The 25,276-nt window shown below is 71.4% G+C and carries 24 protein-coding genes and 1 riboswitch; of the genes, 14 read left to right on the plus strand and 10 right to left on the minus strand.

The features are described from left to right. Position 1: 1 nt before the first annotated feature. Genes VGN18_RS00620 through VGN18_RS00630 form a run of 3 tightly spaced genes read right to left on the minus strand, consistent with a single transcriptional unit; the run spans position 2 to position 2,081 of the window. Positions 2 to 217, minus strand: coding sequence for a hypothetical protein (locus VGN18_RS00620; protein ID WP_327537677.1), 216 nt, complete (start codon positions 215 to 217; stop codon positions 2 to 4). A gap of 21 nt (positions 218 to 238) precedes the next feature. Next, positions 239 to 949, minus strand: coding sequence for a hypothetical protein (locus tag VGN18_RS00625; protein WP_327537678.1), 711 nt, complete (start codon positions 947 to 949; stop codon positions 239 to 241). Between the two features lie 34 nt (positions 950 to 983). Next, positions 984 to 2,081 carry an AI-2E family transporter gene (locus VGN18_RS00630; protein WP_327537679.1) on the minus strand — a complete coding sequence of 366 codons (1,098 nt, stop codon included), beginning with the start codon at positions 2,079 to 2,081 and terminating at the stop codon, positions 984 to 986. Between the two features lie 71 nt (positions 2,082 to 2,152). On the opposite strand from VGN18_RS00630, the gene VGN18_RS00635 reads away from it, so the two are divergent. Next, complete coding sequence (locus VGN18_RS00635) at positions 2,153 to 2,887, plus strand: pyrimidine reductase family protein (protein WP_327537680.1); 735 nt, start codon at positions 2,153 to 2,155, stop codon at positions 2,885 to 2,887. Here VGN18_RS00635 and VGN18_RS00640 read toward each other — a convergent pair. Then, complete coding sequence (locus VGN18_RS00640; protein WP_327537681.1) at positions 2,872 to 3,378, minus strand: DinB family protein; 507 nt, start codon at positions 3,376 to 3,378, stop codon at positions 2,872 to 2,874. The genes VGN18_RS00635 and VGN18_RS00640 overlap by 16 nt on opposite strands. Then, a complete protein-coding gene (locus VGN18_RS00645) occupies positions 3,375 to 4,475 on the minus strand; it encodes an ATP-dependent DNA ligase (RefSeq protein WP_327537682.1) in 1,101 nt (366 codons plus the stop codon). Before VGN18_RS00645 ends, VGN18_RS00640 begins: the two co-directional genes overlap by 4 nt. 228 nt (positions 4,476 to 4,703) lie before the next feature. On the opposite strand from VGN18_RS00645, the gene VGN18_RS00650 reads away from it, so the two are divergent. Genes VGN18_RS00650 through VGN18_RS00675 form a run of 6 tightly spaced genes read left to right on the plus strand, consistent with a single transcriptional unit; the run spans position 4,704 to position 10,713 of the window. Beyond that, the gene (locus tag VGN18_RS00650; protein ID WP_327537683.1) at positions 4,704 to 5,537 is read left to right on the plus strand and encodes an Abi-alpha family protein; all 834 of its coding nucleotides are present in this window, start codon (positions 4,704 to 4,706) and stop codon (positions 5,535 to 5,537) included. A gap of 43 nt (positions 5,538 to 5,580) precedes the next feature. After that, on the plus strand, positions 5,581 to 7,164 hold the full coding sequence (locus tag VGN18_RS00655; protein WP_327537684.1) for an alpha/beta hydrolase: 1,584 nt from the start codon (positions 5,581 to 5,583) through the stop codon (positions 7,162 to 7,164). Next, positions 7,161 to 7,862 (plus strand): alpha/beta hydrolase, encoded by a 702-nt coding sequence (locus VGN18_RS00660; RefSeq protein ID WP_327537685.1) that lies wholly within the window; start codon positions 7,161 to 7,163, stop codon positions 7,860 to 7,862. Before VGN18_RS00655 ends, VGN18_RS00660 begins: the two co-directional genes overlap by 4 nt. A 33-nt stretch (positions 7,863 to 7,895) precedes the next feature. Further along, entirely contained in the window at positions 7,896 to 9,170 is a 1,275-nt protein-coding gene (locus VGN18_RS00665; protein WP_327537686.1) for a cyclopropane-fatty-acyl-phospholipid synthase family protein, read from the plus strand. Positions 9,171 to 9,185: 15 nt separating this feature from the next. Then, a complete protein-coding gene (locus VGN18_RS00670; RefSeq protein ID WP_327537687.1) occupies positions 9,186 to 10,019 on the plus strand; it encodes an EamA family transporter in 834 nt (277 codons plus the stop codon). A 22-nt stretch (positions 10,020 to 10,041) separates the two neighbouring features. Further along, on the plus strand, positions 10,042 to 10,713 hold the full coding sequence (locus tag VGN18_RS00675; protein ID WP_327537688.1) for a class I SAM-dependent methyltransferase: 672 nt from the start codon (positions 10,042 to 10,044) through the stop codon (positions 10,711 to 10,713). A 31-nt stretch (positions 10,714 to 10,744) separates the two neighbouring features. Here VGN18_RS00675 and VGN18_RS00680 read toward each other — a convergent pair whose 3' ends face one another. Continuing rightward, a complete protein-coding gene (locus VGN18_RS00680; protein ID WP_349259799.1) occupies positions 10,745 to 11,722 on the minus strand; it encodes a ribonucleotide-diphosphate reductase subunit beta in 978 nt (325 codons plus the stop codon). A gap of 83 nt (positions 11,723 to 11,805) precedes the next feature. Then, complete coding sequence (locus VGN18_RS00685; protein WP_327537690.1) at positions 11,806 to 14,154, minus strand: ribonucleoside-diphosphate reductase subunit alpha; 2,349 nt, start codon at positions 14,152 to 14,154, stop codon at positions 11,806 to 11,808. Between the two features lie 37 nt (positions 14,155 to 14,191). Continuing rightward, positions 14,192 to 14,409: riboswitch (cobalamin riboswitch) on the minus strand. A gap of 115 nt (positions 14,410 to 14,524) precedes the next feature. Between VGN18_RS00685 and VGN18_RS00690 the strand changes: the two genes are divergently transcribed. The 4 genes from VGN18_RS00690 (at position 14,525) to VGN18_RS00705 (ending at position 18,446) form a co-directional block, all read left to right on the plus strand. After that, on the plus strand, positions 14,525 to 15,187 hold the full coding sequence (locus VGN18_RS00690) for a hypothetical protein (protein WP_327537691.1): 663 nt from the start codon (positions 14,525 to 14,527) through the stop codon (positions 15,185 to 15,187). Beyond that, on the plus strand, positions 15,184 to 16,398 hold the full coding sequence (locus VGN18_RS00695) for a cysteine desulfurase-like protein (RefSeq protein WP_414655000.1): 1,215 nt from the start codon (positions 15,184 to 15,186) through the stop codon (positions 16,396 to 16,398). The genes VGN18_RS00690 and VGN18_RS00695 overlap by 4 nt, the downstream gene beginning before the upstream one ends. A gap of 80 nt (positions 16,399 to 16,478) precedes the next feature. After that, positions 16,479 to 17,465: an alpha/beta hydrolase gene (locus VGN18_RS00700; RefSeq protein ID WP_327537693.1), complete on the plus strand. Its 987-nt coding sequence runs from the start codon at positions 16,479 to 16,481 to the stop codon at positions 17,463 to 17,465. Between the two features lie 114 nt (positions 17,466 to 17,579). Continuing rightward, a complete protein-coding gene (locus VGN18_RS00705; protein WP_327537694.1) occupies positions 17,580 to 18,446 on the plus strand; it encodes an aldo/keto reductase family oxidoreductase in 867 nt (288 codons plus the stop codon). 82 nt (positions 18,447 to 18,528) lie between these two features. Here the strand turns inward: VGN18_RS00705 and VGN18_RS00710 are convergent, their stop codons facing one another. After that, positions 18,529 to 19,929, minus strand: a complete 1,401-nt coding sequence (locus tag VGN18_RS00710; protein WP_327537695.1) for a wax ester/triacylglycerol synthase family O-acyltransferase — start codon at positions 19,927 to 19,929, stop codon at positions 18,529 to 18,531. A gap of 353 nt (positions 19,930 to 20,282) precedes the next feature. Here VGN18_RS00710 and VGN18_RS00715 point away from each other — a divergent pair, with 353 nt between their 5' ends. From VGN18_RS00715 to VGN18_RS00725, 3 genes are all read left to right on the plus strand, one after another. Further along, positions 20,283 to 20,606, plus strand: coding sequence for a hypothetical protein (locus VGN18_RS00715; protein WP_327537696.1), 324 nt, complete (start codon positions 20,283 to 20,285; stop codon positions 20,604 to 20,606). Between the two features lie 538 nt (positions 20,607 to 21,144). After that, complete coding sequence (locus VGN18_RS00720) at positions 21,145 to 21,531, plus strand: hypothetical protein (RefSeq protein WP_327537697.1); 387 nt, start codon at positions 21,145 to 21,147, stop codon at positions 21,529 to 21,531. 419 nt (positions 21,532 to 21,950) lie between these two features. Then, a complete protein-coding gene (locus VGN18_RS00725; protein WP_327537698.1) occupies positions 21,951 to 22,367 on the plus strand; it encodes a PPOX class F420-dependent oxidoreductase in 417 nt (138 codons plus the stop codon). A gap of 4 nt (positions 22,368 to 22,371) precedes the next feature. On the opposite strand, the gene VGN18_RS00730 is transcribed toward VGN18_RS00725, so the two are convergent. Then, entirely contained in the window at positions 22,372 to 22,851 is a 480-nt protein-coding gene (locus tag VGN18_RS00730) for a GNAT family N-acetyltransferase (protein WP_327537699.1), read from the minus strand. Positions 22,852 to 23,043: 192 nt separating this feature from the next. Further along, positions 23,044 to 25,272, minus strand: a complete 2,229-nt coding sequence (katG, locus tag VGN18_RS00735; RefSeq protein ID WP_327537700.1) for a catalase/peroxidase HPI — start codon at positions 25,270 to 25,272, stop codon at positions 23,044 to 23,046. Positions 25,273 to 25,276 lie beyond the last annotated feature (4 nt).

Raw genomic sequence — 25,276 nt, forward strand, 5'->3', positions numbered from 1 at the left:
CCTACTGGATCTCGCCGACCACCACGCCGGGCAACGGCTCCTCGACCCGGACGACCGAGGCCTGCGGGGCCATGCCGTCCTCGAGCCGCCACTGGTCGACGAGCGCGTTGCGGCACGTCTGCGCCGCATCGAAGTCCTCGAACGGGCCGACGGCCCGGGGCCCGATCAGCTGCTGGCCCTCATCGGTCAACACGACGACGAACACTGCTACCTCCATGGGACGATTCGGACAAAGGTATCAACGCGCCGGCGCGGCATCGATGACCTTGGGCGGGAACGTCGCGGGGGCCGGGCCGAACGCCTTGCGGGACGCCCCGATGGCAGCGCGGGCCAGCGCGGCGTTGCCCGCCGCCCCCACCCCGGCCCCGATGCCCAGCGGCAACGCCCGCCCGAACAGCAGCGCCCCCTGGCGCGCCCCGAAACGGGTCAGCAGCATCCGGCCGAGCCGGCTGTTGATGGTGCCGACCTTCTCCTTGGACGTGCTGCGACCGAGCACCTGGGCCCAGTGCTTCTCGGTCGCGCCGGCGCCGGCGAGCACGGCCTCGCCGCCCTCACCCACGAGCACCGCGACGACCAACGCGCGGCGCACCTCGGGGTCGCTCACCGGCACGCCGTGCAGCTCGGCGAGCGCGAGGACGAACATCGCCGAGGCCGACACGAAGGCCGTGATCTCGGCCGCGCCCGAGGCGATCGACGCCGCGGTACCGGCGCCGGGCACCGCGGCCGCCGCCCCCGAGGCACCGCCGATGCCCATCACCGCCGTGACGTACCGCCGCTCCAGGTGACGTACCAGCTCGGCCGGGGTCATGTCCGGATTCTTGGCCCGGACCCGGGTCACGTAGGCCTGGATGACCGGACGCTGGACGGTCAGCGCCTTGTCCAGCGCCGTGTCGAGGGCGACCTCGACGCTCTGCGGCACCGGGATGCGCCCCTTCCAGCCCTTACCCATTCGTGCTCCTGTCCGGATCGGCGTCGACGGTCGGTCAGACCGCGTCCTGTCGGCGTACCCAGACCTCGCGTACGAGTAGCAGGACCGCGGCGGCGGTGGGCAGGGCGAGCAGCGCACCCACGATGCCGGCGACGGCGCCGCCGACCAACACCGCGACGATCGTGACGTACTCGGGTACGTCGACCGTCGCGCGCATCACCCGCGGGTACACGACGTAACCCTCGATCAGCTCGTAGACCACGTAGAAGATCACGCAGGTGATGCCGACCGGCAGCGACGTCGCGAAGCCGACGAGACACACGATCGACGCGCCGAGGATCGCCCCGACCAGCGGGACGAGATCCAACAGCGCGACGAGCACCGCGAGCGGCAGCGCGTAGGCGCCCAGGCCCACGCTCAGGGTGAAGACCAGCGTGACGCTGCCGGCCATCAGCGCCACCAGCACCGCGCCGATCACGAAGCCGCCGACCCTTCGCAGGATCTCGTCGCCGAGCTTGCCGATCCGCGCCCGCCGGCTCGCCGGGGCCAGTGAGTAGCCGGCCCGCTTGAGCTGCGGCAGCGCGCTGAGGAAGTAGACGGTCAGGATGAACACCACGACCGTGTTGACGATTGCGTTGGCGGCGGTGAGCCCGGCCTGGAACACGGTGTCGAAGGTCGACTGCGCGAACCCCGGGTTCTTGATCTTGTCCTCGACCGTGCTGATGATGTGGAACTTGCGATCGAGTTGGGCGACGGTGCGGTTGCGGCGGAGGTCGTCGAGCAGGCGCGGCGCGTCGTCGATGAACGTGACGACCTGCGTGCGCAGTACCCCGCCGATCGTGATGACGAGGACGGCGACGAACACGAGCGCGCCGACCGCGACGGCGGTGACCGCCAGGCTGCGGCTCAATCCGCGGCGCACGAGGAACGCGACGACGGGGTCGAGGCCCACGGCCAGGACGGTCGCGATCAGTACCAGCGTGAGGGCGGACGCCGCGTCCTGCACCGCGGAGCCGAGGACCAGCGCGGTCAGTACGCCGAGGGTGAAGAAGAACCCGCGGAAGTAGGGTGCCTGCCGGTCGAGACGCGCGCCGGGGCGACCGAAGGCCTCGTCCGACGATCTCTCGTCGCGGTCGTCGTCCGCCTCGGGCATGCTCACCCCTTGCTCCTGCGTGCCGCCGGTTCCCGGACCCGGCCGGCTCCGTCCACCCTAGGGTGTCGGTCATGCGCGCACTGCTTCCCGGACCGGTCGACGACGTCGATGTCCACGCCTACTACGCCGCCGGCTGGACCGACCGGGGCGGCGTGCGGGTCAACTTCGTGGCCTCGATCGACGGCGCGGCGCACGCCAACGGCGTCTCCCGCGGGTTGCAGACCGAGGGCGACAACCAGGTCTTCGCGGCCCTGCGCGATCTCGCCGATGTCGTGCTCGTGGGGTCGGGGACGGCGACCGCCGAGGGCTACGGGGCCGTCACCGTGTCGGCACGGCGCCGGGAGATCCGCCGGGCGCACGGCCTGCGGGAGGTGCTGCCCATCGCAGTGCTCAGCCGCTCGCTCGACCTCGACCCGGACGCGCCGCTGTTCACCGAGGCCGGGCCGGACTCGCGCACCATCGTGCTGACCCACGCCGCGGCCGACCCCGAGAAGCGCCGCCTGCTCAAGCAGGTGGCCGACGTCGTCGACTGCGGCGACGAGTCGATCGAGCCCACTCTGGTGCGGCCCGTACTCGAGGAGCGCGGGCTGACCCGGATCCTCGCCGAGGGCGGCCCCACGGTGTACGCCGATCTGGCCGAGCACGGCGTCGTCGACGAGCTGTGCCTGACCATCTCTCCGCTGCTGGCCGGCCCCGGCCCCGGGCGCATCACCGCCGGTCGCGAGTGGGGCGCGCCCCGGCACCTCGCCCTCGTCGGGCTGCTCGAGGAGGACGGCGCGTTGTTCTGCCGCTACCGCAGCTCCTGACCGGCCAGCACCTGCTCACGCAGGATGTCGGCGTGCCCGCAGTGCTGCGCGAGTTCGCGCAGCATGTGGAGGTAGACCCAGCGCAGCGGCAGCGGCCCGCGCCGGTTGCCGGTCACGAGATCGTCGATGCCCAGCGGGGCGGCCGCGGCCCGCGATGCGGCGCAGGCCGCGCGATACGCCGCCCGGACTCGGTCGACGGTGTCGTCGTCCTCGAGCTCGAACGACTCGTCCGGCGACGCGGCGATGCCGAGCTCGGCCCGCGACCGGCCGGTGATCGCTTCGTCGAACCACACCCGCTCGACGAAGGTCGCGTGCTTCACCAGCCCGAGCAGCGTGGTGCGGGAGGGAACCAGCGAGCGGCGGGCCTGTTCCTCGGTCAGGCCGTCGAGGCAGTCGTGCAGGCCGGCGCGCTGCTCGTCGAGGAACCCTTCGAACTGCGCCCGCAGCGGGCGGTCGAACTCCCCGAGGGCCGGGCGGTCGTCGGCGCTCACGACGCGGACGATCCGCGGGGGCCGAGGCCGGGGACGATGTTGTCGAGGGCGAAGGTGAGCGGCTGCTCCAGCTGCTCGTAGGTGCACGACTCCGGCGTCCGGTCGTCGCGCCAGCGCACGAAGTGGGCCAGGTGCCGGAACCGGGTGCCCTCCATGTGCTCGTACTTCACCTCGAGCACCCGGTCCGGGCGCAACGGCACGAACGAGAGGTCCTTGGTGGCGTTCCAGCGGCTCACGTTTCCGGGCAGGCGCTGACCCTGATGGGCCTCGGCGCTCGCCCACTCCTGCCACGGGTGCTCGTCGCCGTCGCCGAGCAGCAGCGGCTCGAGCTCGTCGACCAGCTCGGCCCGCCGCTTGGCCGTGAACGCCCCGACCACGCCGACGTGCTGCAGCTTCTGCTCGTCGTTGTAGAGGCCGAGCAGCAGCGACCCGATCAGCGGGCTCGCGTCGGTCGAGGTCTTGTGCCAGCGGAATCCGGCGAGCACGCAGTCGGCGGTGCGCACGTGCTTGATCTTGAACATCACCCGCTTGTCCGGCTGGTAGGTGCCCTCGAGCGGCTTGGCGATCACGCCGTCGAGGTGGGCGCCCTCGAGCTCGACGAACCAGCGGTTCGCGACGTCGAGGTCGGTGGTGGTCGGGGTCAGGTGGATGGGGGCGGAGGCCCCGGCCAGCGCCTGCTCCAGCGCGGCCCGCCGCTCGGCGAACGGCCGGCCGGTGTAATCGTCGTCGCCCAGCGCCAGCAGGTCGAACGCGACGAACGAGGCCGGCGTCTTCTCGCTCAGCATCGTGACCCGCGACACGGCCGGGTGGATCCGCTGTTGCAGCGCCTCGAAGTCCAGGCCGTCTTCGGTGGCGATCACGATCTCGCCGTCGAGCACGCACCGCTCCGGCAGCTCGGCCTTGACGGCCGCGACGAGCTCCGGGAAGTAGCGGGTCATCGGCTTCTCGTTGCGGCTGCCGAACTCCACGTCGTCGCCGTCGCGGAAGATGATCGAGCGGAACCCGTCCCACTTGGGTTCGTAGGACGCCCCGGGTGGGATCGTCGGGACGGACTTGGCCAGCATCGGCGCGACGGGCGGCATCACGGGCAGCTTCATCCGGCCATTCTGTCCCGTTCCAGGACCGGTGACCCGTGTGACGCGCGACGCGGCACCACGCGACCGCCGGACCCGCCCCCTATCCTGCTAGGCATCGGCGGGTCAGAGCTGCCGGTCCAAGACCTTCAGGCGGGAGCACGCGTGGCCGAGCGAGACGACCGGTCCCACCCCCGGCCTCGGCCGGGGCCCGGGAGTCCGGCCGCGGCGGCAACGCCCCCCGCCGTCGAAGTGCCGGCCGAGCCCCGCCGTCCCGAACGGCGGCCGGCCCAGCGCCGCCCCGGCCGCCAACTGGCCCGCCAGGAGCAGGCGGCCGGCAGCGCGGTCGTCACCGCCGCCCGGGTCGGACGCCTGCTCGGGCGCTCCGGCTGGCGCATCGCCCGCCAGCTGCCCGGCGTCGCCGCCGTCGAGCACCAGGCCGCCCGGATCGCGCACGTCGCCGCCCAGGAGGTCGGCCGGCTCCTCGAGATCCCGCAGCTCGGCCGGGGCAGCGCGCCCAGCGCCGAGGAGCAGCGGGTCATGATGCTGGTCCAGAACGCCGGCAACGACCCCGAACCGCTGCGCACCGCCATGTCCGAGCTGCTCGAACGCTCCAGCGAGAGCGACGGCTCGCGCAGCCGCGACTACCTGTTCGGCAGCATCGTCAGCCAGCTCGTCCCCGACGAGGCCCGCATCCTGGCTCTCCTGGCCGGCGGCCGCCCGTACGCCGTCGTCGACGTCGTGGCCAAGCAGGTCGGCCGCTCGAGCACCCGCACCGTGCTGGCCAACGCGTCCGGCCTCGGCCTCGCCGCGGGCGTCGCTCTGCCCGACAACGGGGCCACCTACCTCACCCGGCTCGACAACTTCGGCCTGCTCGAGTTCGGCACTCCCGGCGCCGACCTCGACCCCCAGTTCGAGACCCTCGTCGGCGATCCGCTCGTCAAGCAGGCCCGCCAGTGCGTCGAGGGCAGCAAGCAGGGCAGCGCCAAGATCGTCCGCAAATCGGTCACGCTGTCGGCGATGGGCCGGCAGTTCTGGACGGCCTGCGCGCCGAGCCGGCCAGGACTCGCCCGGCGATCCGGCTGACCTACCCGCGCCTCGCCCCCGCATGCCGGTTAGCGTGAATATCGTGACCCGCAGCCGAACCGTCCTGGCCGCAGCCATCGCGGCGATCATGCTCACCGGCGCCTGCTCCTCGACCATCAGCGGCCACGGCACGGCCGCCACCGGCGCCCGGTCGCCGTCGGCAGCGAGCAGCGCGCCGAGCACCGCGACGCCGTCGCTCCCGGCGCAGCCGCCGGCCGACTTCACCGACTGCCGCTCGGCCTTCCGGCTCGACGCCGTCCCCTTCCCGGCGGGCCGCGCCGACCGGCTCAGCTTCGCCTGCGCCACGATCTCCGTCCCGCTCGACTACAGCGACCGCGGTGGCCGGACGATCAGCCTGCAGCTGGTCAAGATCCACGACAGCCACAACACCGCGAACACCGGCAAGTTGCTGGTCAACCCGGGCGGGCCCGGGGTGTCCGGTGTCGAGCTCTCGGTGTCACTGGCCGCGCAGCTGTCCGACACGGTGATGTCGCACTTCGACCTCATCGGCTTCGACCCGCGCGGGGTCGGCCTGTCCAGCCCGATCCGCTGCCTGAGCGACCAGCAGAAGGACGACCTCAACGCCGCCTCCCCCGACGTCCTGACCACGGCCGGCTTCGCCGCGGCCAAGCAGGCGGCCAGGTCGGTGGCCGACGCGTGCAACGCGAAGTACGGAGCGTCCCTGGCCCAGTACGACACGGTGCAGACGGCGCGCGACATGGACCGCATCCGGCAGGCCGTCGGCGACAGCCGGATGAACTACCTCGGCTTCTCCTACGGCACCGAACTCGGCTCGGTCTACGCCCACCTGTTCCCCGGCACGATCCGGGTCGCGGTGCTCGACGGCGCGGTCGACCCGCTGACCGACGACATCACCTCCTTCGCCGACCAGCTCCAGGGCTTCGAGAGCTCCTTCGACCAGTTCGCGCAATGGTGCGACCAGCACGACCCGTGCCGTTCCCTGGGCAACCCCCGCCAGGCGGTCTACGACATCGCGAAGAAGGCCACGACCGCGCCGCTCAGGAGCAGCAAGTCGGGCGAGACCCGCACCGCGACGAGCGCGATCGTCTACACCGGTGTGCTGTACGCGCTGTACTCCAAGTCGCTGTGGTCGCAGCTCGGCTCGGCCCTCATCGCGGCCGGGAAGGGCGATTCGGCCGGCCTGTTCACCCTCGCCGACGGCTACAACGAGCGTTTCGACGGGCACTACACGAACGTGGCCGAGGCCAACACGACGATCAACTGCAACGACTCCAAGCCCGGCCCGACCGACGACCAGATCCGGACGACCGCGAGGTCCTGGATCACCCGCTTCCCCATGTTCGGGCTGTGGTCGGCGCCTTCGTTGTTCTCCTGCCAGCAGTGGCAGCCCGCTCGCTCGCCGGTGCCGCTGCCGACCGCGCCGACGCCGCAGAAGGTCCTGGTCATCGGCAACCTGCACGACCCGGCCACCCCGTACCAGGGGGCGAAGGACCTCGCCCGCACGATGGGCAACGCCGAGTTGCTCACGTGGGACGGCGAGGGCCACACGTCCTACCTGCAGGGCAGCTCGTGCATCGACAAGTACGTCGATGCCTACCTCGTGTCGATCACGCTCCCGCCGACCGGAACGACGTGCCCGCGATGACCGATCCCGTCCTCGAGGTCGACGAGCCGACCGGCTCCCCGACCGCCATCGCCCTCGTCCTGCACGGCGGCCGCGCCAACGGCACGGGCGGCACCAACGCGCGGCAGCTCGCCGTGGTGCGCATGCGCCCCTTCGTCCGATCCCTGCGCCGGGCGGGGGCGGACCGCGGGCTCGTGGTGGCGCGGCTGCGCTACCAGGTCCGGGGCTGGAACGGGGCGAGCGCCTCGCCCGTGCCCGACGTGCGGTGGGCGCTCGATCGCCTCGCCGAACGCTTCCCCGGCCTGCCCACCGCGCTCGTCGGGCACTCCATGGGCGGCCGGGCCGCCGTCTACGCCGGGGGCCACCCGACGGTGACGGCCGTCGTCGGGCTCGCGCCGTGGATCGAACCGGGCGACCCCTTCACCCAGCTCGCCCGGCGCCGGCTGCTGTTCGTGCACGGCGACCTCGACCGCATGACCAGCCCGCGCCAGTCGGCGACCTTCCTGCGCGAATCGGCGCGGATCGCGGCGTCCAGCACCTACGTCTCGGTGCGGCGCGAGCGGCACGCGATGCTGCGGCGGGCCACCCTGTGGCACGAACTGGCCACCGGCTTCGTGCTCGCAGTGATGTGCAACCGGCCGCCGGAGGAAACCGTCGGGCGAGAATCAGCGAACGTATTGGGGAAGGCCCTAGGGGGAGAGACCTCGCTCGTCGTCTGAATTCCGACGCCGAGCAGCACGCGAGGAGAGCACATGACCGTCACGGAAACCGGGCGGAGCACGCCGGCTGCGACCCGCATCGACGCCGAGCGCTGGCCCGACATCGCGAACGTGCCTGACTCCCCCGTCCGCGCCGCCATTGCCAAGCGCATCTTCCGCAACGCCGTCAAGCGGCTCCCCCTGCGGGTCGTCGAGCCGGGCGCGTCCTGGTACGGCGGTGGTACCGGCAGCGACCCGGTCTTCGAGCTGGTCCGGCCCGAGGCGTTCTACCAGCGCCTCGGCGAGACCGGCACGATCGGCTTCGGCGAGGCCTACATGGCGGGCGACTGGACGACCGACGACCTGCCCGGCGTGCTCTCCGCCTTCGCCGCCAACATGCGCACCATGGTGCCGCCGGTGCTGCACAAGCTGCGCAACGCCGTGCTGAGCCGCCAGCCCGGCCACCACGACAACACCATCGAAGGCGCCCGCGACAACATCCACCAGCACTACGACCTGTCGAACGAGCTGTTCCAGCTGTTCCTCGACCCGACCCTGACCTACTCGTCGGCGATCTTCGACGGTGAACCGCAGGGGTCGCCCGAGGATCTCGAGGCGGCCCAGGTGCGCAAGATCGAGCGCCTGCTCGACACCGCGAACGTGCACGAGGGCACCCGGGTGCTGGAGATCGGCACCGGCTGGGGCGAGCTGTCGCTGCAGGCCGCGGCCCGCGGCGCCGTCGTCACCACCCTGACGATCTCCACCGAGCAGGCCGCGCTGGCCCAGCAGCGCATCGACGAGGCCGGCTACACCGACCGCGTCACGGTGCTGCTGCAGGACTACCGCGAGGTCGAGGGTCGCTACGACGCCGTGGTGTCGGTCGAGATGATCGAGGCCGTCGGTGCCAACCACTGGAGCACCTACTTCGAGACCATCGACCGGGTGCTCGCCCCGGGCGGTCGGGTCGGCATCCAGGCGATCCTGCAGGACGACTACACCGTCCTCGCCACGAAGGACACCTACACCTGGATCCGCAAGTACATCTTCCCCGGCGGGCAGCTGGCCTCGGTCGACGCGATCGAGCGGACGCTCGCGAAGCACACGTCGCTGCGGGTGTCCGAGCGCTACAGCTTCAACCGCCACTACGCCGAGACGTTGCACCGCTGGCGCGAGCGGTTCGAGGCCAACGCCGCCGCGGTGGACGCCCTCGGATTCGACGAGACGTTCCGGCGCATGTGGTCGCTGTACCTCGCCTACTCCGAGGCGGGCTTCCGCACCGGCTACCTCGACGTGCAGCAGCTGACGCTGACGAAGCCGCTGCTCGACTGACCGATAGCCTGGGGCGTGACCGTCGTCCTCGGGCTTGCCGCCGCCATCCTCTACGGCGTGGGCGACTTCGCCGGCGGCTTCGCGTCGCGGCGGCACGGGGCGGTCACCGTCCTGCTCGGCAGCTACCCCGTCGGGGCCGTGCTCATGGCCGGGCTGCTGCCCCTGTTCCCGGGCCACCTCGACGCGCGCGTCACCTTCTACGGCATCGCCGGCGGCGCCTGCGGGCTGATCGGCGTGATCGTGCTCTACACGCTGATGACCATCGCGCCGATCAACGTCGTCTCGCCGGTCACGGCGGTGCTCGCCGCGATCGTGCCGGTCGTCGTCGGCGTCGGCATCGGCGAACGTCCCCACGTCGCCGCCTGGTTCGGCATCGCCCTGGGGCTCGGCGCGGTCGTGCTCGTCAGCCGCACCGGCGAGAGCCACCCGCACGGCCGCATCCCACTGCGCACCATCGCGCTGGCGCTGGTGTCGGGCCTCGGCTTCGGCCTGTACTTCGTGTTCCTCGCCCGGGCCGGCGACGGGTCGGGGCTGTGGCCGCTCGTGGTCTCCCGCATCGCGTCGGCCGTGCTGATCGTTCCCGTCGCGCGGGCGCGGGGCGCGTTCCGACTCGTCCGCGGTCGCATGTTCTGGATCGTGCTGCTCGCCGGCGCCTGCGATGCGCTGGCCAACATGGCCTTCCTGCTCGCCTCCCGCGACGGTCTGCTCTCCCTCGCGAGCGTGCTGACCTCGCTCTACCCCGCCGCCACGGTGATCCTGGCGGTGTGGCTGCTGCACGAGCACACGAGCCGGGTGCAGCGCGTCGGGCTCGCGCTCGCCGCCGGCGCGATCGTGCTGATCACTGTCTGACCCCGCTCCTACGATCCGCCGCATGGATGCCCGCACCGAAGAACTGATCGCCGCCCACGACGTCCTCGCCCCGTTCTACGCCGAACGTCTGGCCGACATCGTGTACCGCATGCCGGTCGAGCGCGCCGTGCTGAACCTGTTCGCCGAGCTGGTCGTCGCGGCCGACATCGGCCTGGAGGTCGCCGACGTCGGCTGCGGCACCGGACGCCTCGCGCCCTACCTGGCCGGGCGCGGTCTCGCCCCGCGCGGCGTCGACCTCTCCCCCATCATGATCGAGACCGCCCGTCGCGACCATCCCGACTTCGACTTCGGCCAGGCCGACGTGCGGGCGCTGCCTTTCGCCGACGCCTCGCTCGCGGGCGTCGTCTGCTGGTACTCGCTGATGTACCTGCCGCCCGAGGACCGCCCGCGCGCCTTCGCCGAGGTGTTCCGCGTGGTGCGCCCGGGCGGCAGTTTCACGACCGCGTTCAAGGCCGGCGACGGCTCTCATCGGCGCGGCGGTCACACCACCGGTCTCGGCATCGCCTTCGACATCTGGTGGCTGTCGCCCGAGGAGATGCAGGCCCGCGCGACGGCCGCCGGCTTCGAGACGGTCTTCTGGGCCGGCCGCCCCGCCGAGGACGCCGAGGGCGGCCCGCAGGGTTACCTCGTCGCCCGGAAACCGCGCGACCTCGATACCCCTGACGCGCCATGACGCGCCCTGGGCATCGAGGTCGCCCGCCGGCTCAGAAGTCGTCGTCGAACGCGACGGCTCCGGAGACCCCGATCTGGTAGGCCGACACCCGCCGCTCGAAGAAGTTGGACAGTTCCTGCACGTCCTGCAACTCCATGAACGCGAACGGGTTGCGCGACCCGAACAGCGGCTCGATGCCGAGCTGGCCCAGCCGCCGGTCGGCGACGTGCTGCAGGTACTCGCGCATGTCGGTGATCGACAGGCCCGAGACGCCCTGCGCGAGCAGATCTTCGGCGAACTGCACCTCGCACTCGACCGCCTCGGCCAGCATGTCGCGCACCTGCTGGCGCAGGTCGTCGTCGAACAGCTCGGGCTCCTCGGCCCGCACCGTCTCGACGACGTCGAACGCGAACGCCATGTGCATCGACTCGTCGCGGAACACCCAGTTGGTGCCGCTCGCGAGCCCGTTCAGCAACCCGCGCGAGCGCAGGAAGTAGACGTAGGCGAACGCTCCGTAGAAGAACAATCCCTCGATGCAGGCGGCGAAGCAGATGACGTTCAGCAGGAACGCCCGCCGGTCGGCCGCGGTGTCGAGGGAGCGCAGCGCGAACACCGAGTCGATCCAGCGGAAGCAGAAGTCGGCCTTGCGCTTGATCGACGGGATGTTCTCGATGGCCGCGAACGCCTGGGCCCGTTCCCGTTCGTCAGTGACGTAGGTGTCGAGCAACGTCAGGTAGAACTGGACGTGCACGGCCTCCTCGAACAGCTGGCGCGACAGGTAGAGCCGGGCCTCGGGCGAGTTCACGTGCTGGTACAGGTTGAGCACCAGGTTGTTGGCCACGATCGTGTCGCCGGTGGCGAAGAACGCGACCAGCCGGCCGACCAGGTGCTGCTCGGCCGGCGAAAGCCTCGCGAGGTCCTTCAGGTCGGAGTGCAGGTCCACCTCCTCGACCGTCCAGGTGTTCTTGATGGCGTCGCGGAACCGGTCGTAGAACTGCGGGTAGCGCATCGGACGCAGGGTGAGATCCATGCCGGGATCCAGCAGCGCGCTCACTTTCGGGGTCCCCGCGGAAGCGCGGAGTGTTCCTTGCGGAGCGGTTTCCTGGGGTGAATTCACTGGCAGGCCTCGCACGACTCGGGGTTCTCGAGGGAGCAGGCGATCGCCTCGATGTCCGGCGCGGCCGTTACCGTCGCCTGCTGGATGCGGGTGGCCGGGCGCGAGCGCAGGTAGTACGTCGTCTTGAGCCCCGCCTTCCAGGCGTAGAGGTACATCGAGCTGAGCTTGCCGATCGACGGCGCGGCGAGGAACAGGTTGAGCGACTGGCTCTGATCGATGTACGGCGAGCGCGCGGCGGCTATGTCGATCAGCGCCCGCTGCGGCAGCTCCCACGCCGTCCGGTAGATCTCGCGGACCTCGGCCGGCAGCGCGGTGAGGCCCTGGACCGAGCCGTCGGCCCGCTTGATCGCATCGCGGGTCGAGGCCGTCCAGAGGCCGTGGGACTTCAACTCGCGCACCAGCGCGGCGTTGATCTGCAGGAACTCCCCCGACAGCGTCTCGCGCTTGAACAGGTTCGACACCTGCGGCTCGATGCACTCGTAGCAGCCGACGATCGAGGCGATCGTGGCCGTCGGCGCGACGGCGATGAGCAGCGAGTTGCGCAGCCCGGTCGCGGCGACGCGCTCGCGCACCGCGGTCCAGCGGTCGGTCTGCGTGGGCGTGACGTCCCACAGATCCGGTTGCAGCTGCCCGGCGGCCGCCCGGGTGTCGGCGAAGGCGGGGTGCGGGCCGAACTGCTCGGCCAACGCCGCCGACGTCTCGAGCGCGGTCAGGTAGATCTCCTCGGCGATGCGGGTCGAGAGCTCGCGCGCGGCCGCGGAGTCGAACGGCAGGCGCAGCGCGAAGAAGACGTCCTGCAGCCCCATCACGCCGAGCCCGACCGGACGCCAGCGGGGGTTCGACGCCGCCGCCTCGGCCGACGGGTAGTAGTTGATGTCGATGACCCGATCGAGAAAGGGCACGGCCGTGCGCACCGTCGCGCGAAGCTGCGCCCAGTCGATCGCGCCGTCGCGGACGTGCTGGGCGAGGTTGATCGAGCCGAGGTTGCACACCGCGGTCTCGGCGTCGGAGGACACCTCGATGATCTCGGTGCAGAGGTTCGACAGGTGCACCACGTTGCCGGGCTGCGCGGTCTGGTTGCAGGTCGCGTTCGCGCGGTCCTTGAAGGTCATCCAGCCGTTGCCGGTCTGCGCCAGCGTGCGCATCATCCGGCCGAACAGGTCGCGCGCCTTCACCTGGCGCACGTGGCGTCCCTCGGCCTCGGCCGCGCGGTACGCCTCGTCGAAGGCGTCGCCCCAGAGGTCGGGCAGCTCGGGCACCTCGTCCGGGTCGATGAGCGACCACAGCTCGTCGGCCTCGACCCGGCGCATGAACTCGTCCGGGATCCAGTTGGCCAGGTTGAGGTTGTGCGCGCGCCGCGCGTCCTCACCGGTGTTGTCGCGCAGCTCGAGGAACTCCTCGATGTCGGGGTGCCACGGCTCGAGGTAGACGCAGGCCGCCCCCTTGCGGCGCCCGCCCTGGTTCACCGCGGCGACCGACGAGTCGAGCGTGCGCAGCCACGGCACGATGCCGTTGGACTGGCCGTTGGTGCCCCGGATCAGCGCGCCCCGCGAGCGGATCCGCGACCACGAGATGCCGATGCCGCCGGCGAACTTCGACAGCCGGGCCACCTGCTGGTAGCGGGCGTAGATCGAGTCGAGCTCGTCACGCGGCGAGTCGACGAGGTAGCACGACGACATCTGCGTGTGGCGCGTGCCGGAGTTGAACAGCGTCGGCGACGACGGCAGGTAGGCCAGCGACGACATGAGCCGGTAGAACTCGATCGCCTCGGACGGCGTGCGGGACAGCCCGCACGCGACGCGCAGCAGGAAGTATTGGGGCGTCTCGATGACCAGGCGGGTCGTGGGGTGGCGCAGCAGGTAGCGGTCGTACACCGTCCGCAGCCCGAAGTACTCGAACCGGTTGTCGGCCGACGCGTCGACGGCGAAGTCGAGCTTGCGGGCGTTGTCCTTGACGAAGCGTGCGGTCTCGTCGCCGATGAGCCCCTCGGCGTGCCCGAGCCCGACGGCCTGGCTGAACGACGCGACGCCCTGGTTGCGGACCTCCTTGTCGATGTAGCCGGCCAGCAGCCGCGCGGCGAGGCGCGAGTACTGCGGCTCCTCGCCGATCATCTCGGCCGCGGTGCGGATCGACAGCCGGTCCAGCTCGGCGGTGGTGGCGCCGTCGTACAGGCCGCTGATCGTCTTGGTCGCCACTCGCAGCGGGTCGACCTCGGCCAGGTCCTCGGCCCAGCGCTCCACCGCCCGCACGATCTTGTTGACGTCGACGGTCTCGGCGTCGCCGTTGCGCTTGCGCACCTGCATCTGGCTGCGCCGCGTCGGGGTGTCCTGGTCGGTCATCGTCATCGCTCTCTCCTCGCGAGCCCGTTCGAGCTGCCACCCCGGCGGGGCGGCAGCGCTGGCAGGTCTTCGGACTCGCGGGCGCAGGCGCTCGAGCGCCCACCTACTGGCCGTCGCTTCCCAGGCCCGGCCGGACCCAGTGCTTCGTTGACGGCGGTCGTTCCCACTCACCGCTGCGGGGCAGTCCCGGATTCGCACCGGGTTCCCTGTTGCCACGACCCGCCTGGATGGCGGGCCGAACCAGCTGCGGACACCATATGTAGGGGCTACGACAACGTGAGGGAACTACATGTTGGGCGGCGTGTCGTCCTGACCCGGACGCCGGGCGGGCGCCCACCTCCCGCGTTCACGGGCGTTTGCGGGGCAGACTGACGCCGTGAGCCAGGGACTGAAGGAGCAGCGGCGCCGCGACCGACTGCGCGAGTACGACGCCACGCTCGCCGCCGCGCGCTCCGCGCTCGCCGTGCTGGCGCTCTTCGTCCGGGGCCGGGAGAGTCGCGGGTCGGGCGAGTCGCTCGAAGAGGCCTTCGCCGCGGTGCCGGTCGACGGCGCGCCCGCGCTCCCGGCGGCGATCTGGGTGGCGCTGCGCCACGACGACATCGACGCCGCTCTCGATCACCTGATGACGCTGTCGACCAGCGACTTCCTCATCGCCTCCCACGAGCAGCTCGACGACGGGTATCGCCTCGTCACGGTCGAGGAGAACCGCCCGCTCCCCGACGTCGACCGGCTGCCGGCCCAGCTCGCCGCCTTCCTGCAGGTACCGGCCGACGTCGTCGCGATGGTGGCCGGGTGGGGTCCCGACGATCCCCGCACCGTCGCCGAGATCGACACGCTGCTCGACCAGCGCTTCGGTGCCGACGCCGCCGCCGCCCCGACCGACCCCCGGCCGGCACCGGCACCGGCCCGCTCGTCCGCCACCGGCCTGCTCATGTCGGCCGGCGAGTTCACCGGGCTGCTCGGGCTGACCCCGGAGCAGCGTCAGGTGCTCGCCACGCTCGTCCGCCAGACCACGATCACCGTCACGGCCGGGGAATGACGTCGATGGGGCAGGCACTCGACGTCGCCGCCGTGCGAGCCCACTTCCCGGCCCTGCGGGCCGGCTTCGCCCACTTCGACGGGCCGGGCGGATCGCAGACGCCCGAGGTTGTCGGGCGGGCCGTGCACGACGCGATGGTCGCTCCCATGGCGAACCGCGCCTCGGTGACCGAGGCCGAGCGCAACGCCGAGACGATCGTGCGCGACGCCCGCCGCGCCATGGGCGACCTGGTCGGCGCCGACCCGGGCGGCGTCGTCTTCGGGCGAAGCATGACCCAGCTGACCTTCGACCTGGCCCGCACGCTGGCGGGCTCCTGGGGTCCCGGTGACGAGGTCGTGGTGACACGCCTCGATCACGACGCGAATGTCCGACCGTGGGTGATCGCCGCCGAGCGCGCCGGGGTGACCGTGCGGTGGATCGACTTCGACCCCGCGACGTCGGAGCTCGTGACCGACGAGCTGGGTTCCGTGCTGGGCGAGCGAACCCGGCTGGTCGCGGTGACGGGTGCTTCCAACCTGCTCGGCACCCGTCCCGACCTTCCGCTCATCGCCGATCGGGTGCATGCGGCCGGCGCGCTGCTCTTCGTCGACGGCGTCCACCTGACCGCGCACGCCGCGATCGATCAGCCCGCCCTGGGCCCCGACTTCTTCGCGTGCTCGCCCTACAAGTTCTTCGGGCCGCACTGCGGCGTCCTCACCGCGCGCCCCGAACTGCTCGAGACGCTCCGGCCGGACAAGTTGGCACCGTCGTCGAACGACGTTCCCGAGCGCTTCGAGCTCGGCACCCTGCCCTACGAGCTGCTCGCCGGAACGAGCGCGGCGGTCGATTTCATCGCGGGGCTGCTGGGGAGCGACGGCGACCGCCGAGAGCGTCTGGTCGCGTCCATGCAGGCCGTCGAGCGTCACGAGGACGCGCTGCGCGACCGTCTGGAACACGCCCTTGCGGCCCTGCCCGGCGTCACGCTCCACTCGCGCGCGGCCCGCCGCACGCCGACGCTGCTGATCACCTTCGCCGACCGTGCGGCCGACGAGGCGTACCGCTTCCTGGCCTCCCTCGGCGTCAACGCCCCGGCCGGATCGTTCTACGCCTACGAGGCGGCGCGGCGTCTCGAGCTCCCGGACGGCGGCCTGCGCATCGGGCTCGCGCCCTACACCGACGACAACGACATCGATCGCCTGCTCGACGGCCTGGGCCGGTTCACGCGCGGCTGATGCCGCCCGCACCGTCGCGGTGCTCGCCGTCGCCCACCGCCCGGCATCGTGACGGATCACGCATCGGGCAGAATTCAGGCGTGACCGACGCGCCGCTCGACCCCGCCATCGCCGACTGGACCGTCCGGGTACTGCCGGGCAGCGAGCCCGCAACGGTGGAGGAGGCCCGCGAGCTCGCGCGCCGCCAGAACGCGCAGGCCCTCGAGGCGTTGGATCCCGCCCTGGTGCCCGCGAGCGAGACCGACACCGAGATCCCGGCCGACGGAGCTGCTCCGGCGATCCCGATCCGGGTGCTGCGCCCGGCCGACGAATCGGGTCAGGTCGAGACCCGGCCGGTGCCCACCGTCGTCTACTTCCACGGCGGCGGCTGGATGATGGGCGATCTCGACACCCACCTCGGCCACGCCCGGCGCATCTGCGCGCAGGTGCACGCCGTCGTGGTGTCGGTCGGCTACCGGCTCGCCCCGGAGCACCGCTTCCCGGCCGCCTTCGACGACTCCCTGCGCGCGGCGAACTGGGCCGGCGAGCGGCTGGCCGAACTCGGCGGCACCGACGTGCTCGTCCTCGCCGGTGACAGCGCCGGCGGCCAGCTCGCCGCCTCGGTGTCCATCGCCCGGCGCGACGCCGGCCTGCCGGTCTCGGCGCAGCTGCTGCTCTACCCCGTCACCGATGTCGCCGGCCGCTACGGAGACGAGTCGGTGAACGCCGGCTACATGTCGCGGATCTCGGCCTACCAGCGCTTCGGCCTCACCCTCGAGACAATGGCGACCTTCGCCCAGGCCTACGTCGACGAGGCCGACTCGAGCGATTGGCGGGTGTCGCCCAAGCGTGCGAGCGACCTCACCGGGGTCGCGCCGGCCGTGATCCACACGTCCACGCTCGACGTCCTGCGCACCGAGGGCAATTTCTTCGGCGACGACCTGCGGGCCGCCGGCGTCGACGTGATCGCCCGCGAGCACCCGTCGCTCAACCACTCCTACTTCGGGCTGGGCGGCGTGTCCGCCGTGGCCGACGCCGCGGCGGCGCAGGCGGCCGACGACCTGCGCGAGATCCTCGCCCGGGCCTGACCCACGGCATCCAGGGTCTCCTGATCCCTGGATGAGCGGACTCTGCCTGACCCGCCCCGGCCCACGCACAGTGGAGTCGAGCGCGGCGACCGGCCGCGTCCAGGAAGGAACTACATGACCACCACGAACCTGGCCGGCGGCACCTTCACGGTCGGCGACCTCGAGCTCACCCGCGTCGGCTACGGCGCGATGCAACTCGCCGGCCCGGGCGTCTTCGGTCCGCCTGAGGATCGCGACCCCGCGATCGCCGTCCTGCGCGCCGTCGTCGAGCGCGGCATCACGCACATCGACACGTCGGACTTCTACGGACCGCACGTCACCAACCAGATTATCCGCGAGGCGCTGCACCCCTACCCCGAGGGCCTGCACCTCGTCACCAAGGTCGGCGCCCGGCGCGACGAGCAGGGCGGTTGGCCGCACGCCCGCACGCCGGACGAGTTGCGCAGCGCCGTGCACGACAACCTGCGCAACCTCGATCTCGACGTCCTCGACGTCGTGAACCTCCGCGTCGGCGGCTTCGACTCCCCCGAGGCCGGCTCGATCACCGAGCAGTTCGCGACGCTCGCCGAGCTGCAGCAGCAGGGGCTGATCCGCCACCTCGGCCTCAGCACGGTGAACGCCGAGCAGCTGGCCGAGGCGCAGACCATCGCGCCCGTCGTGTGCGTGCAGAACTTCTACAACATCGCCCGCCGCGAGGACGACGCGCTGGTCGACCTGACCGCCGAGCAGGACATCGCCTTCGTGCCCTACTTCCCTCTCGGCGGCTTCTCGCCGTTGCAGTCCGACGCCCTCTCGAGCGTCGCCGCCCGCCTGGACGCCACCCCGATGGCCGTCGCGCTCGCCTGGCTGCTGCAGCGCTCGCCGAACCTGCTGCTCATCCCCGGCACGTCATCGCTCGAGCACCTGCACGAGAACGTCGCCGGCGCCGCTCTCGACCTGCCGGCCGACGCCGTCGCCGAGCTCGACGCCATCGGCGCCTGACGTCGCGCGCCGGAGCCCGGTCCACGAACGGCCGGGCTCGGCGTCCCGGACGCTGCTGGTCAACGAGGGTGTCGCCCGTCGATCAGGAGTGCTCGTGGACGGCGGCGAGGGTGGCCAGTTCGGCGAAGCCCGACGAGGTGCCGTCGACGAGGACGCCGACGTCGGGAACGGTGCGGTAGTCAGCGGTGACGCCGAAGACGAACGAGTCGCAGTAGGAGAACATCGCCACGCCGATACGCACGCGGTTCGCGATCGGGACGTACGGCAGGATCTCCTCGAGCCGGCGGCCGCAGGCGTACAGGGGTGCCCGGGGGCCGGGCACGTTCGTCGTGACCGTGGAGACCACGTGTTGGGGCAGGTGGAAGCCGGTCCGCAGCCCCAGGGCCACCGCCGCGAACGGCAGGTGTTCCGACACCGACGTGGCCGCGGAACTCGCCGCCGGCTCGCCGGAGTCCCACAGCGACCGGATCGCCTCGTGGACGGCGAGCAACCGCTCCTCGGCGCCGGACAGGTGCACCGGCAGGTACGGCAGGACGGCCGCGACCCGGTTGTCCGGGATCGATTCCTCGCCCGGGCGGCGGGTCGAGATGGGGACGAGGGAACGCAGCGTGTGCGCGGTGGGCTCCTCGCCGCGCGCGAGCAGCAGGTCCCGGAAGCCGGCCGTGACGGCCGCCACCGCGACGTCGTTGAGGCTGACCCCGAACCGGTGCCGGATCGGGGCGAACGCCGACAGGGGCACGCCGGTCCACGCGTACCGGCGGCTCGCCCCGATCGGGCCGGTCAGGGAGGTGTCGGCCAGTCCGCCGACGGCCGCGCCGAAGTGGACGAGACCGGCTGCGGTCAGCGCCGTGCGGCGGGCGACGCGGCCGGGCGAGCGTGCGGCGTCGACCACGATCCGGGCCACGTCCGCGGGGCGGCGGCCGAGCTCGTTCAGGGCTCGTCGCGCGAGCGGCGCGGGGACGGGCTCGACGTCGGTCGGGCGCTCGCCGTCCGGCGCCTTCGTCGGGAACCGGACTGCGTCGAAGATCAGGCGATAGATGTCGGTGCCGGAGACGCCGTCGACCATGCAGTGGTGCAGCTTCGACAGCAGCGCCCATCGACCGCCGGCGAGGCCCTCGACGAACCAGTACTCCCACAGCGGTCGGTTGCGGTCCATGCGCCGGCTCATCACCCGACTCATGAGATGACCGATCTCGTCCCGTCCGCCGGGCGTTGGGAGCGCGGTGGCGCGGACGTGCCAGCTCAGATCGAACTCGGGATCGTCCACCCATCGCGGGGCCACCAGGTCGAACGGAACCGTGCGCAGCTTCTGCGTGTAGCGCGGGATGAGCGGGAGCCGGCCGGCGATGAGATCGCGGACCTCGGTGAACGCTGGTGCCGGACCTTCGAAGACGGCCAGCGAGCCGATGGCCAGTGAGGCGTTGCGCTCCGCGTCCTCGGCATCGAGGAACGCGGTGGACAGTGGTGTCAGGCGATGCTGCATGTCGACCCCGTTCCGGTCACGCGCCCCGCGCGCCTGAACCCGAGCTTCGTCTCGATCCCGGCCGGCGCGCAGGTGCCGAAGGTCGCACCCTGCCCGGACGTCGTGCTCACGCTTGGTGGTACCGCGGTTTCCTCGGTTTCTCGAACTCGCGGTGGTGCCGGCCGCAACCAGGCACGGGGTGTCCTGATCACTCCGGATTCCTTTACGCAGCAGGGGTTTGCGGGCCGGTTCTGTCGCGGCTGGTCACGTTCCAGAAGGTGCAGGCCCGCATCGATGCCGAGGTGCAGGACACGCTGGCTGAGTTGGCGGCCCGGCCGGTGCCGTCGTTCCTGGAGTCGCCCGACAAGTAGTACGTGGTCGACGAGGTCGCGGCGGTGCCGCGGCTCTCGGGCCGCACGGCGTCGGATCGGGTGGCGACGGCGCCGGACCTGGTCAGGCGTTACCCGGCCCCGCTCGACGCGCCGGCGCGGGGTGAGCTGACCCTCGATCATGTCCGGGTGTTGTCCGACGAGGCCCTCGGTCTCGATGACGCGACCGCGGCGCTGGTGGAGGCTCGGGTGCTGGAACTGGCGGGCGGGAAGACACGGGCCCGAGGCCGGCTGGTCGGTCCACCGCACGCCCGACGGCGTCACCCACTGGACCAGCCCCACCGGCCGACACTTCGACAGGTCGCCTGACGAACTCCCCGTCGACACGACGTGCGCCGACCTCGACGTGCCGGCCCCGTTCTGAACTGACCGCCCAGCCGGCATCACGCCATCGCCGGCCGTTCGCCGTCCCGTCCGGACATGGGCTCACCGCACCTGTCAGCGGAATGGTCGCATCGTTCGGCCTGTGGCCAGCCGACCCTGAAGCGTCCGCAACGGCACCATCGGCGTGTCACGCTGGTGACGCTTCATCGTCGACGCCGGCCCTCCGGACACGGTGTGGATCTATGCGTGGCGATGTTGCGGGTCGACACGCCGACCGTCAGCCCGCAGGGCCGACACGCACCAACCGGAGGGGCTGGCACCCAACGGCCTGTCCAAGCCCTGCGGTCCCTCTCGTCTCGTCGAGGTTGCCCGAGATCAACCTGACACCGACCACGCCGCACGTCGGCATTTCCGGCCGGCACCGCAACCGTACTGGCATCGGCACGGGCGCCTCGTCGCGTCGTGAGCGGACGTCCTGGGGGCGGCGACAGACTCGTCTTGCCGTTCACCGATCATGAACCTTATGGAGGACCAGCAGGCATCGCGGTTGGCCGGTGGCGAAGGGAAGGTCATCACGCTCTGCGGCTCGACCAGGTTTGAGGCTGAGTTCGCGAAGGTCAACCAGCGGTTCACGATGGAAGGTTGCGTGGTGATCAGCCTCGGAATGTTCAGCCTCCCCGAGCTGCCGAATTACGACTGGACAGCCGACAGCTCGGACCTGAAGGGGCGGCTCGGCGACGTGCACTTCCAGAAGATTCGCATGGCTGACGAGGTGTACGTCGTGGATCCGGGCGGCTACGTCGGTGACTCAACCCGACGGGAGATTGCCTACGCCGAATCGCTGGGCAAGCCGGTTCGGTACCTGAGCCGCGAGCGCTCGGCTCGAACGGTAGACGGCCCCCAAGAGTAGTCCGACCGTGCGGTCCGCTCAGCGGTCTTGTGTACTCAGCCCACGATCGGTGCCAGACCGAGGCTCGGTCGAGGTGCCCGGTCGGACACTCTCTCATCGGCGACGTGACCCGGACTTCCCGCCTCGACTGCCCGACGTGACCGATCGGGCGAGCAGGTGAACTCCGAGGCCAGGACGACTCCGCGTGGACGGGGTCGGGAGCCGAGACCTGGCCCGCACGCGTGGTGTTCGGCACGCACGCATCACCCCGCTTCCCGGGGTGATCCGTGGGCGTCAGCGGCCTGCACCGGGCGGAGCGGGCTGGGTGTTCACAGCGTCATACAACTTGGAACGACGATGTATCCCACTGCCGGCGCGCTCTCCGCATCACAGCGCACGACCGGCGGGACATACTGGGGCTTTCCCACCTCGGAGGTTCCGTGCCCGACCTGCCACTCCCCCAGGACGTCCTCGATCTGCTCGCCAAGCCGAACCCGGCGGTGATGGCGACCGTCGCCGCCGACGGCCGCCCGGTCACCGTGGCGACCTGGTACCTGCTCGAACCCGACGGCACGATCCTGCTCGGCCTCGACGCCGGCCGGGCGCGGCTCAACCACCTGGCCCGCGACCCGCGCGTCTCGCTGACCGCGCTGGCCGAGCACGACTGGTACACCCACGTCAGCGTGCAGGGACGCGTGACGGAGATCGTCGACGACGAGGGGCTGCGCGACATCGATCGCCTGTCGCAGCACTACACGGGTCAGCCGTATCGCAACCGCGAGCGGCCGCGCGTCAGCACGCATCTGGTGATCGAGCGCTGGCACGGCTGGAGCTCGGGCTCGGCCATCGGCGACTGATCGATCAGTGCGCGGCGAGGGCGGCCGCGTCCATCCGCCAGGCCGTCCAGCCGGGTCGGGGCGAGGCGCCCTGGCGGGCGTAGAAGCCGTGCGGTTCGCGGCGGTCAGGCGCCTCGACGAGGGCGTCGCAGACCTCCCAGTCGAGCCGTGCGTAGCCCCGCTCGCGACAGATCCGGACCAGCTCGCCGAACAGGGCCTGGCCGTGCCCGGCGGTGCGGGCGCGACCCGCCACGACGAGATCGGTCAGGTGGATGCCCGGCCGACCGGTCCAGGTCGAGAAGGTCGGGTGCCACACTGCGGCGCCGACGACGTCGTCGCCCTCGACCGCCACGTGCGCGAAGACGAGCGGTGCGTCGGCGAACAGCGCGTCGCGCAGGTCGTCGTCGGACGCCTCGACCGCATCGGGTTCGAACTCGAAGTCGGCCAGTTCGCGGAGCAGGGACAGCACGGTCGGGACATCGGCGGTGCGGACGGGTCGGATCATCCGCCGAACGCTACCGGCGCGCGGGTGATCAGTCGGACGGCCACCGCGGGCCGCGAGGCGGCCGGCGACCTTCGCGTCCTGCCCGCGGGCTGGGTTCGGCCTCCGACGTCATGGCGTCAGCCTGCCCGCCGTAACGACCCAGGACATACCTCCGGGCCGACCCCTGAACAGGCCGGCCCGGAGTGCGGTCGATCAGCGGACGTCGTAGCGGTCTGAGTTCATGACCTTGTCCCACGCCTGGACGAAGTCCTTCACGAACTTCTCGCCGGCGTCGTCGCTCGCGTAGACCTCCGCGACCGCGCGCAGCTCGGAGTTCGAGCCGAACACGAGGTCGACGCGGCTGCCCGTCCACTTGACGTCGCTGCCGCCCAGCTCGCGGGCCTCGAACGTCTCGGCGTCCTCCGACGTCGGCTTCCACTCGATGCCGAGGTCAAGGAGGTTGACGAAGAAGTCGTTCGTCAGCGTCTCCGGACGCGTGGTGAGCACGCCGAGCGAGGACCCCTTGTGGTTCGCCCCGAGAACGCGCAGACCGCCGACGAGCACGGTCAGCTCGGGTGCGCTGAGATCGAGCAGGTTCGCGCGGTCGAGCAGCAGGTACTCGGCCGGCAGGTGCTGACCCTTGCCGAGGTAGTTGCGGAAGCCGTCCGAGGTCGGCTCCAGGGCGGCGAAGGACTCGACGTCGGTCTTGTCCTGCGACGCGTCGGTGCGACCCGGCGTGAACGGCACGGTGATGTCGTGCCCGGCGTTCCTCGCCGCCTGCTCGACGCCGGCGCAGCCACCGAGCACGATCACGTCGGCCAGCGAGACCTGCGTGCCACCGGCGCGGTTGAACGCCTGCTGCACGCTCTCCAGGCCACGCAGCACGACCGCGAGGCCGTCGGGATCGTTGACCTCCCAGCCGCTCTGCGGCTCGAGCCGGATGCGGGCCCCGTTGGCGCCCCCACGCTTGTCACTCGCCCGGAACGTCGAGGCCGAGGCCCACGCCGTCGAGACGAGCTGCGCGACGGACAGCCCCGAGTCGAGGATCTGCTGCTTGAGCGCGGCGATGTCGTCGGCGCCGACGAGCGGGCCCTCGTGCGCCGGCACCGGGTCCTGCCAGAGCAGCTCCTCCTGCGGCACGAGCGGCCCGAGGTAACGCTGGATCGGGCCCATGTCGCGGTGCGTGAGCTTGTACCAGGCCCGGGCGAACGCGTCGGCGAACTCCTCCGGGTGCTCGTGGAACCGGCGCGAGATCGGCTCGTAGACCGGGTCGAAGCGCAGCGCCAGGTCGGTGGTCAGCATCGTCGGAGGGCGCGACAGCGAACCGTCCTCCGGGTCGGGCACGGTGTTCGCACCGGCGCCCCCCTTCGGCTGCCACTGGTTCGCGCCGGCCGGGCTCTTCGTCAGCTCCCATTCGTAGTTGAACAGGTTGTCGAAGTAGCCGTTCGACCAACGGGTGGGCGTCGCGGTCCAGGTGACCTCGATGCCGCTGGTGATCGCGTCACGGCCCTTGCCGGAACCGAAGCTGTTCTTCCAGCCCAAGCCCTGCTCCTCGAGCGGCGCACCCTCGGGCTCCGGACCGACGTAGCGGTCGGGATCGGCCGCGCCGTGCGTCTTGCCGAAGGTGTGGCCGCCGGCGATGAGCGCGACGGTCTCCTCGTCGTTCATGGCCATGCGGCGGAACGTCTCGCGGATGTCGCGGGCGGACGCGAGCGGGTCGGGCTCTCCGTTCGGCCCCTCGGGGTTGACGTAGATCAGACCCATCTGGACGGCGGCGAGCGGGTTCTCGAGATCGCGGTCGCCGGTGTAGCGGTTGTCGCCGAGCCACTCCTGCTCCGGCCCCCAGTAGACGTCCTCGTCCGGCTCCCAGACGTCGGCCCGGCCACCGGCAAAACCGAAAGGCTCGAAGCCCATGGACTCGAGCGCGCAGTTGCCGGCGAACACGATGAGGTCGGCCCAGGAGAGCGCCTTGCCGTACTTCTTCTTGACCGGCCACAGCAGGCGGCGGGCCTTGTCGAGGTTGCCGTTGTCGGGCCAGCTGTTGAGCGGGGCGAAGCGCTGCATACCCGCGCCCGCTCCACCGCGGCCGTCGTTGATCCGGTAGGTGCCGGCACTGTGCCAGGCCATGCGGATGAAGAACGGTCCGTAGTGCCCGAAATCGGCCGGCCACCAGCTCTGTGAGGTGGTCATGACCTGCTCGATGTCGGCGCGCACCGCGTCCAGGTCGAGCGTCTTGAACGCCGCCGAGTAATTGAAGTCGGCGTCCATGGGGTTGGCCACGGCGGAGTGCTTGCGCAGGATCTTCAGGTTGAGCTGGTTCGGCCACCAGTCACGGTTGCTCCCACCCCCGACCGGGTAGGCGCGGCGGCCACCGGCCACCGGGCACTGAGCATCCTGTTGCTCGTTCATCTCGCCGACTTCGGCGTCTGGCTTGTCAGACACGGGA

The organism is Jatrophihabitans sp. (genome assembly GCF_036000465.1).
Taxonomy (GTDB): Bacteria; Actinomycetota; Actinomycetes; order Mycobacteriales; family Jatrophihabitantaceae; genus Jatrophihabitans.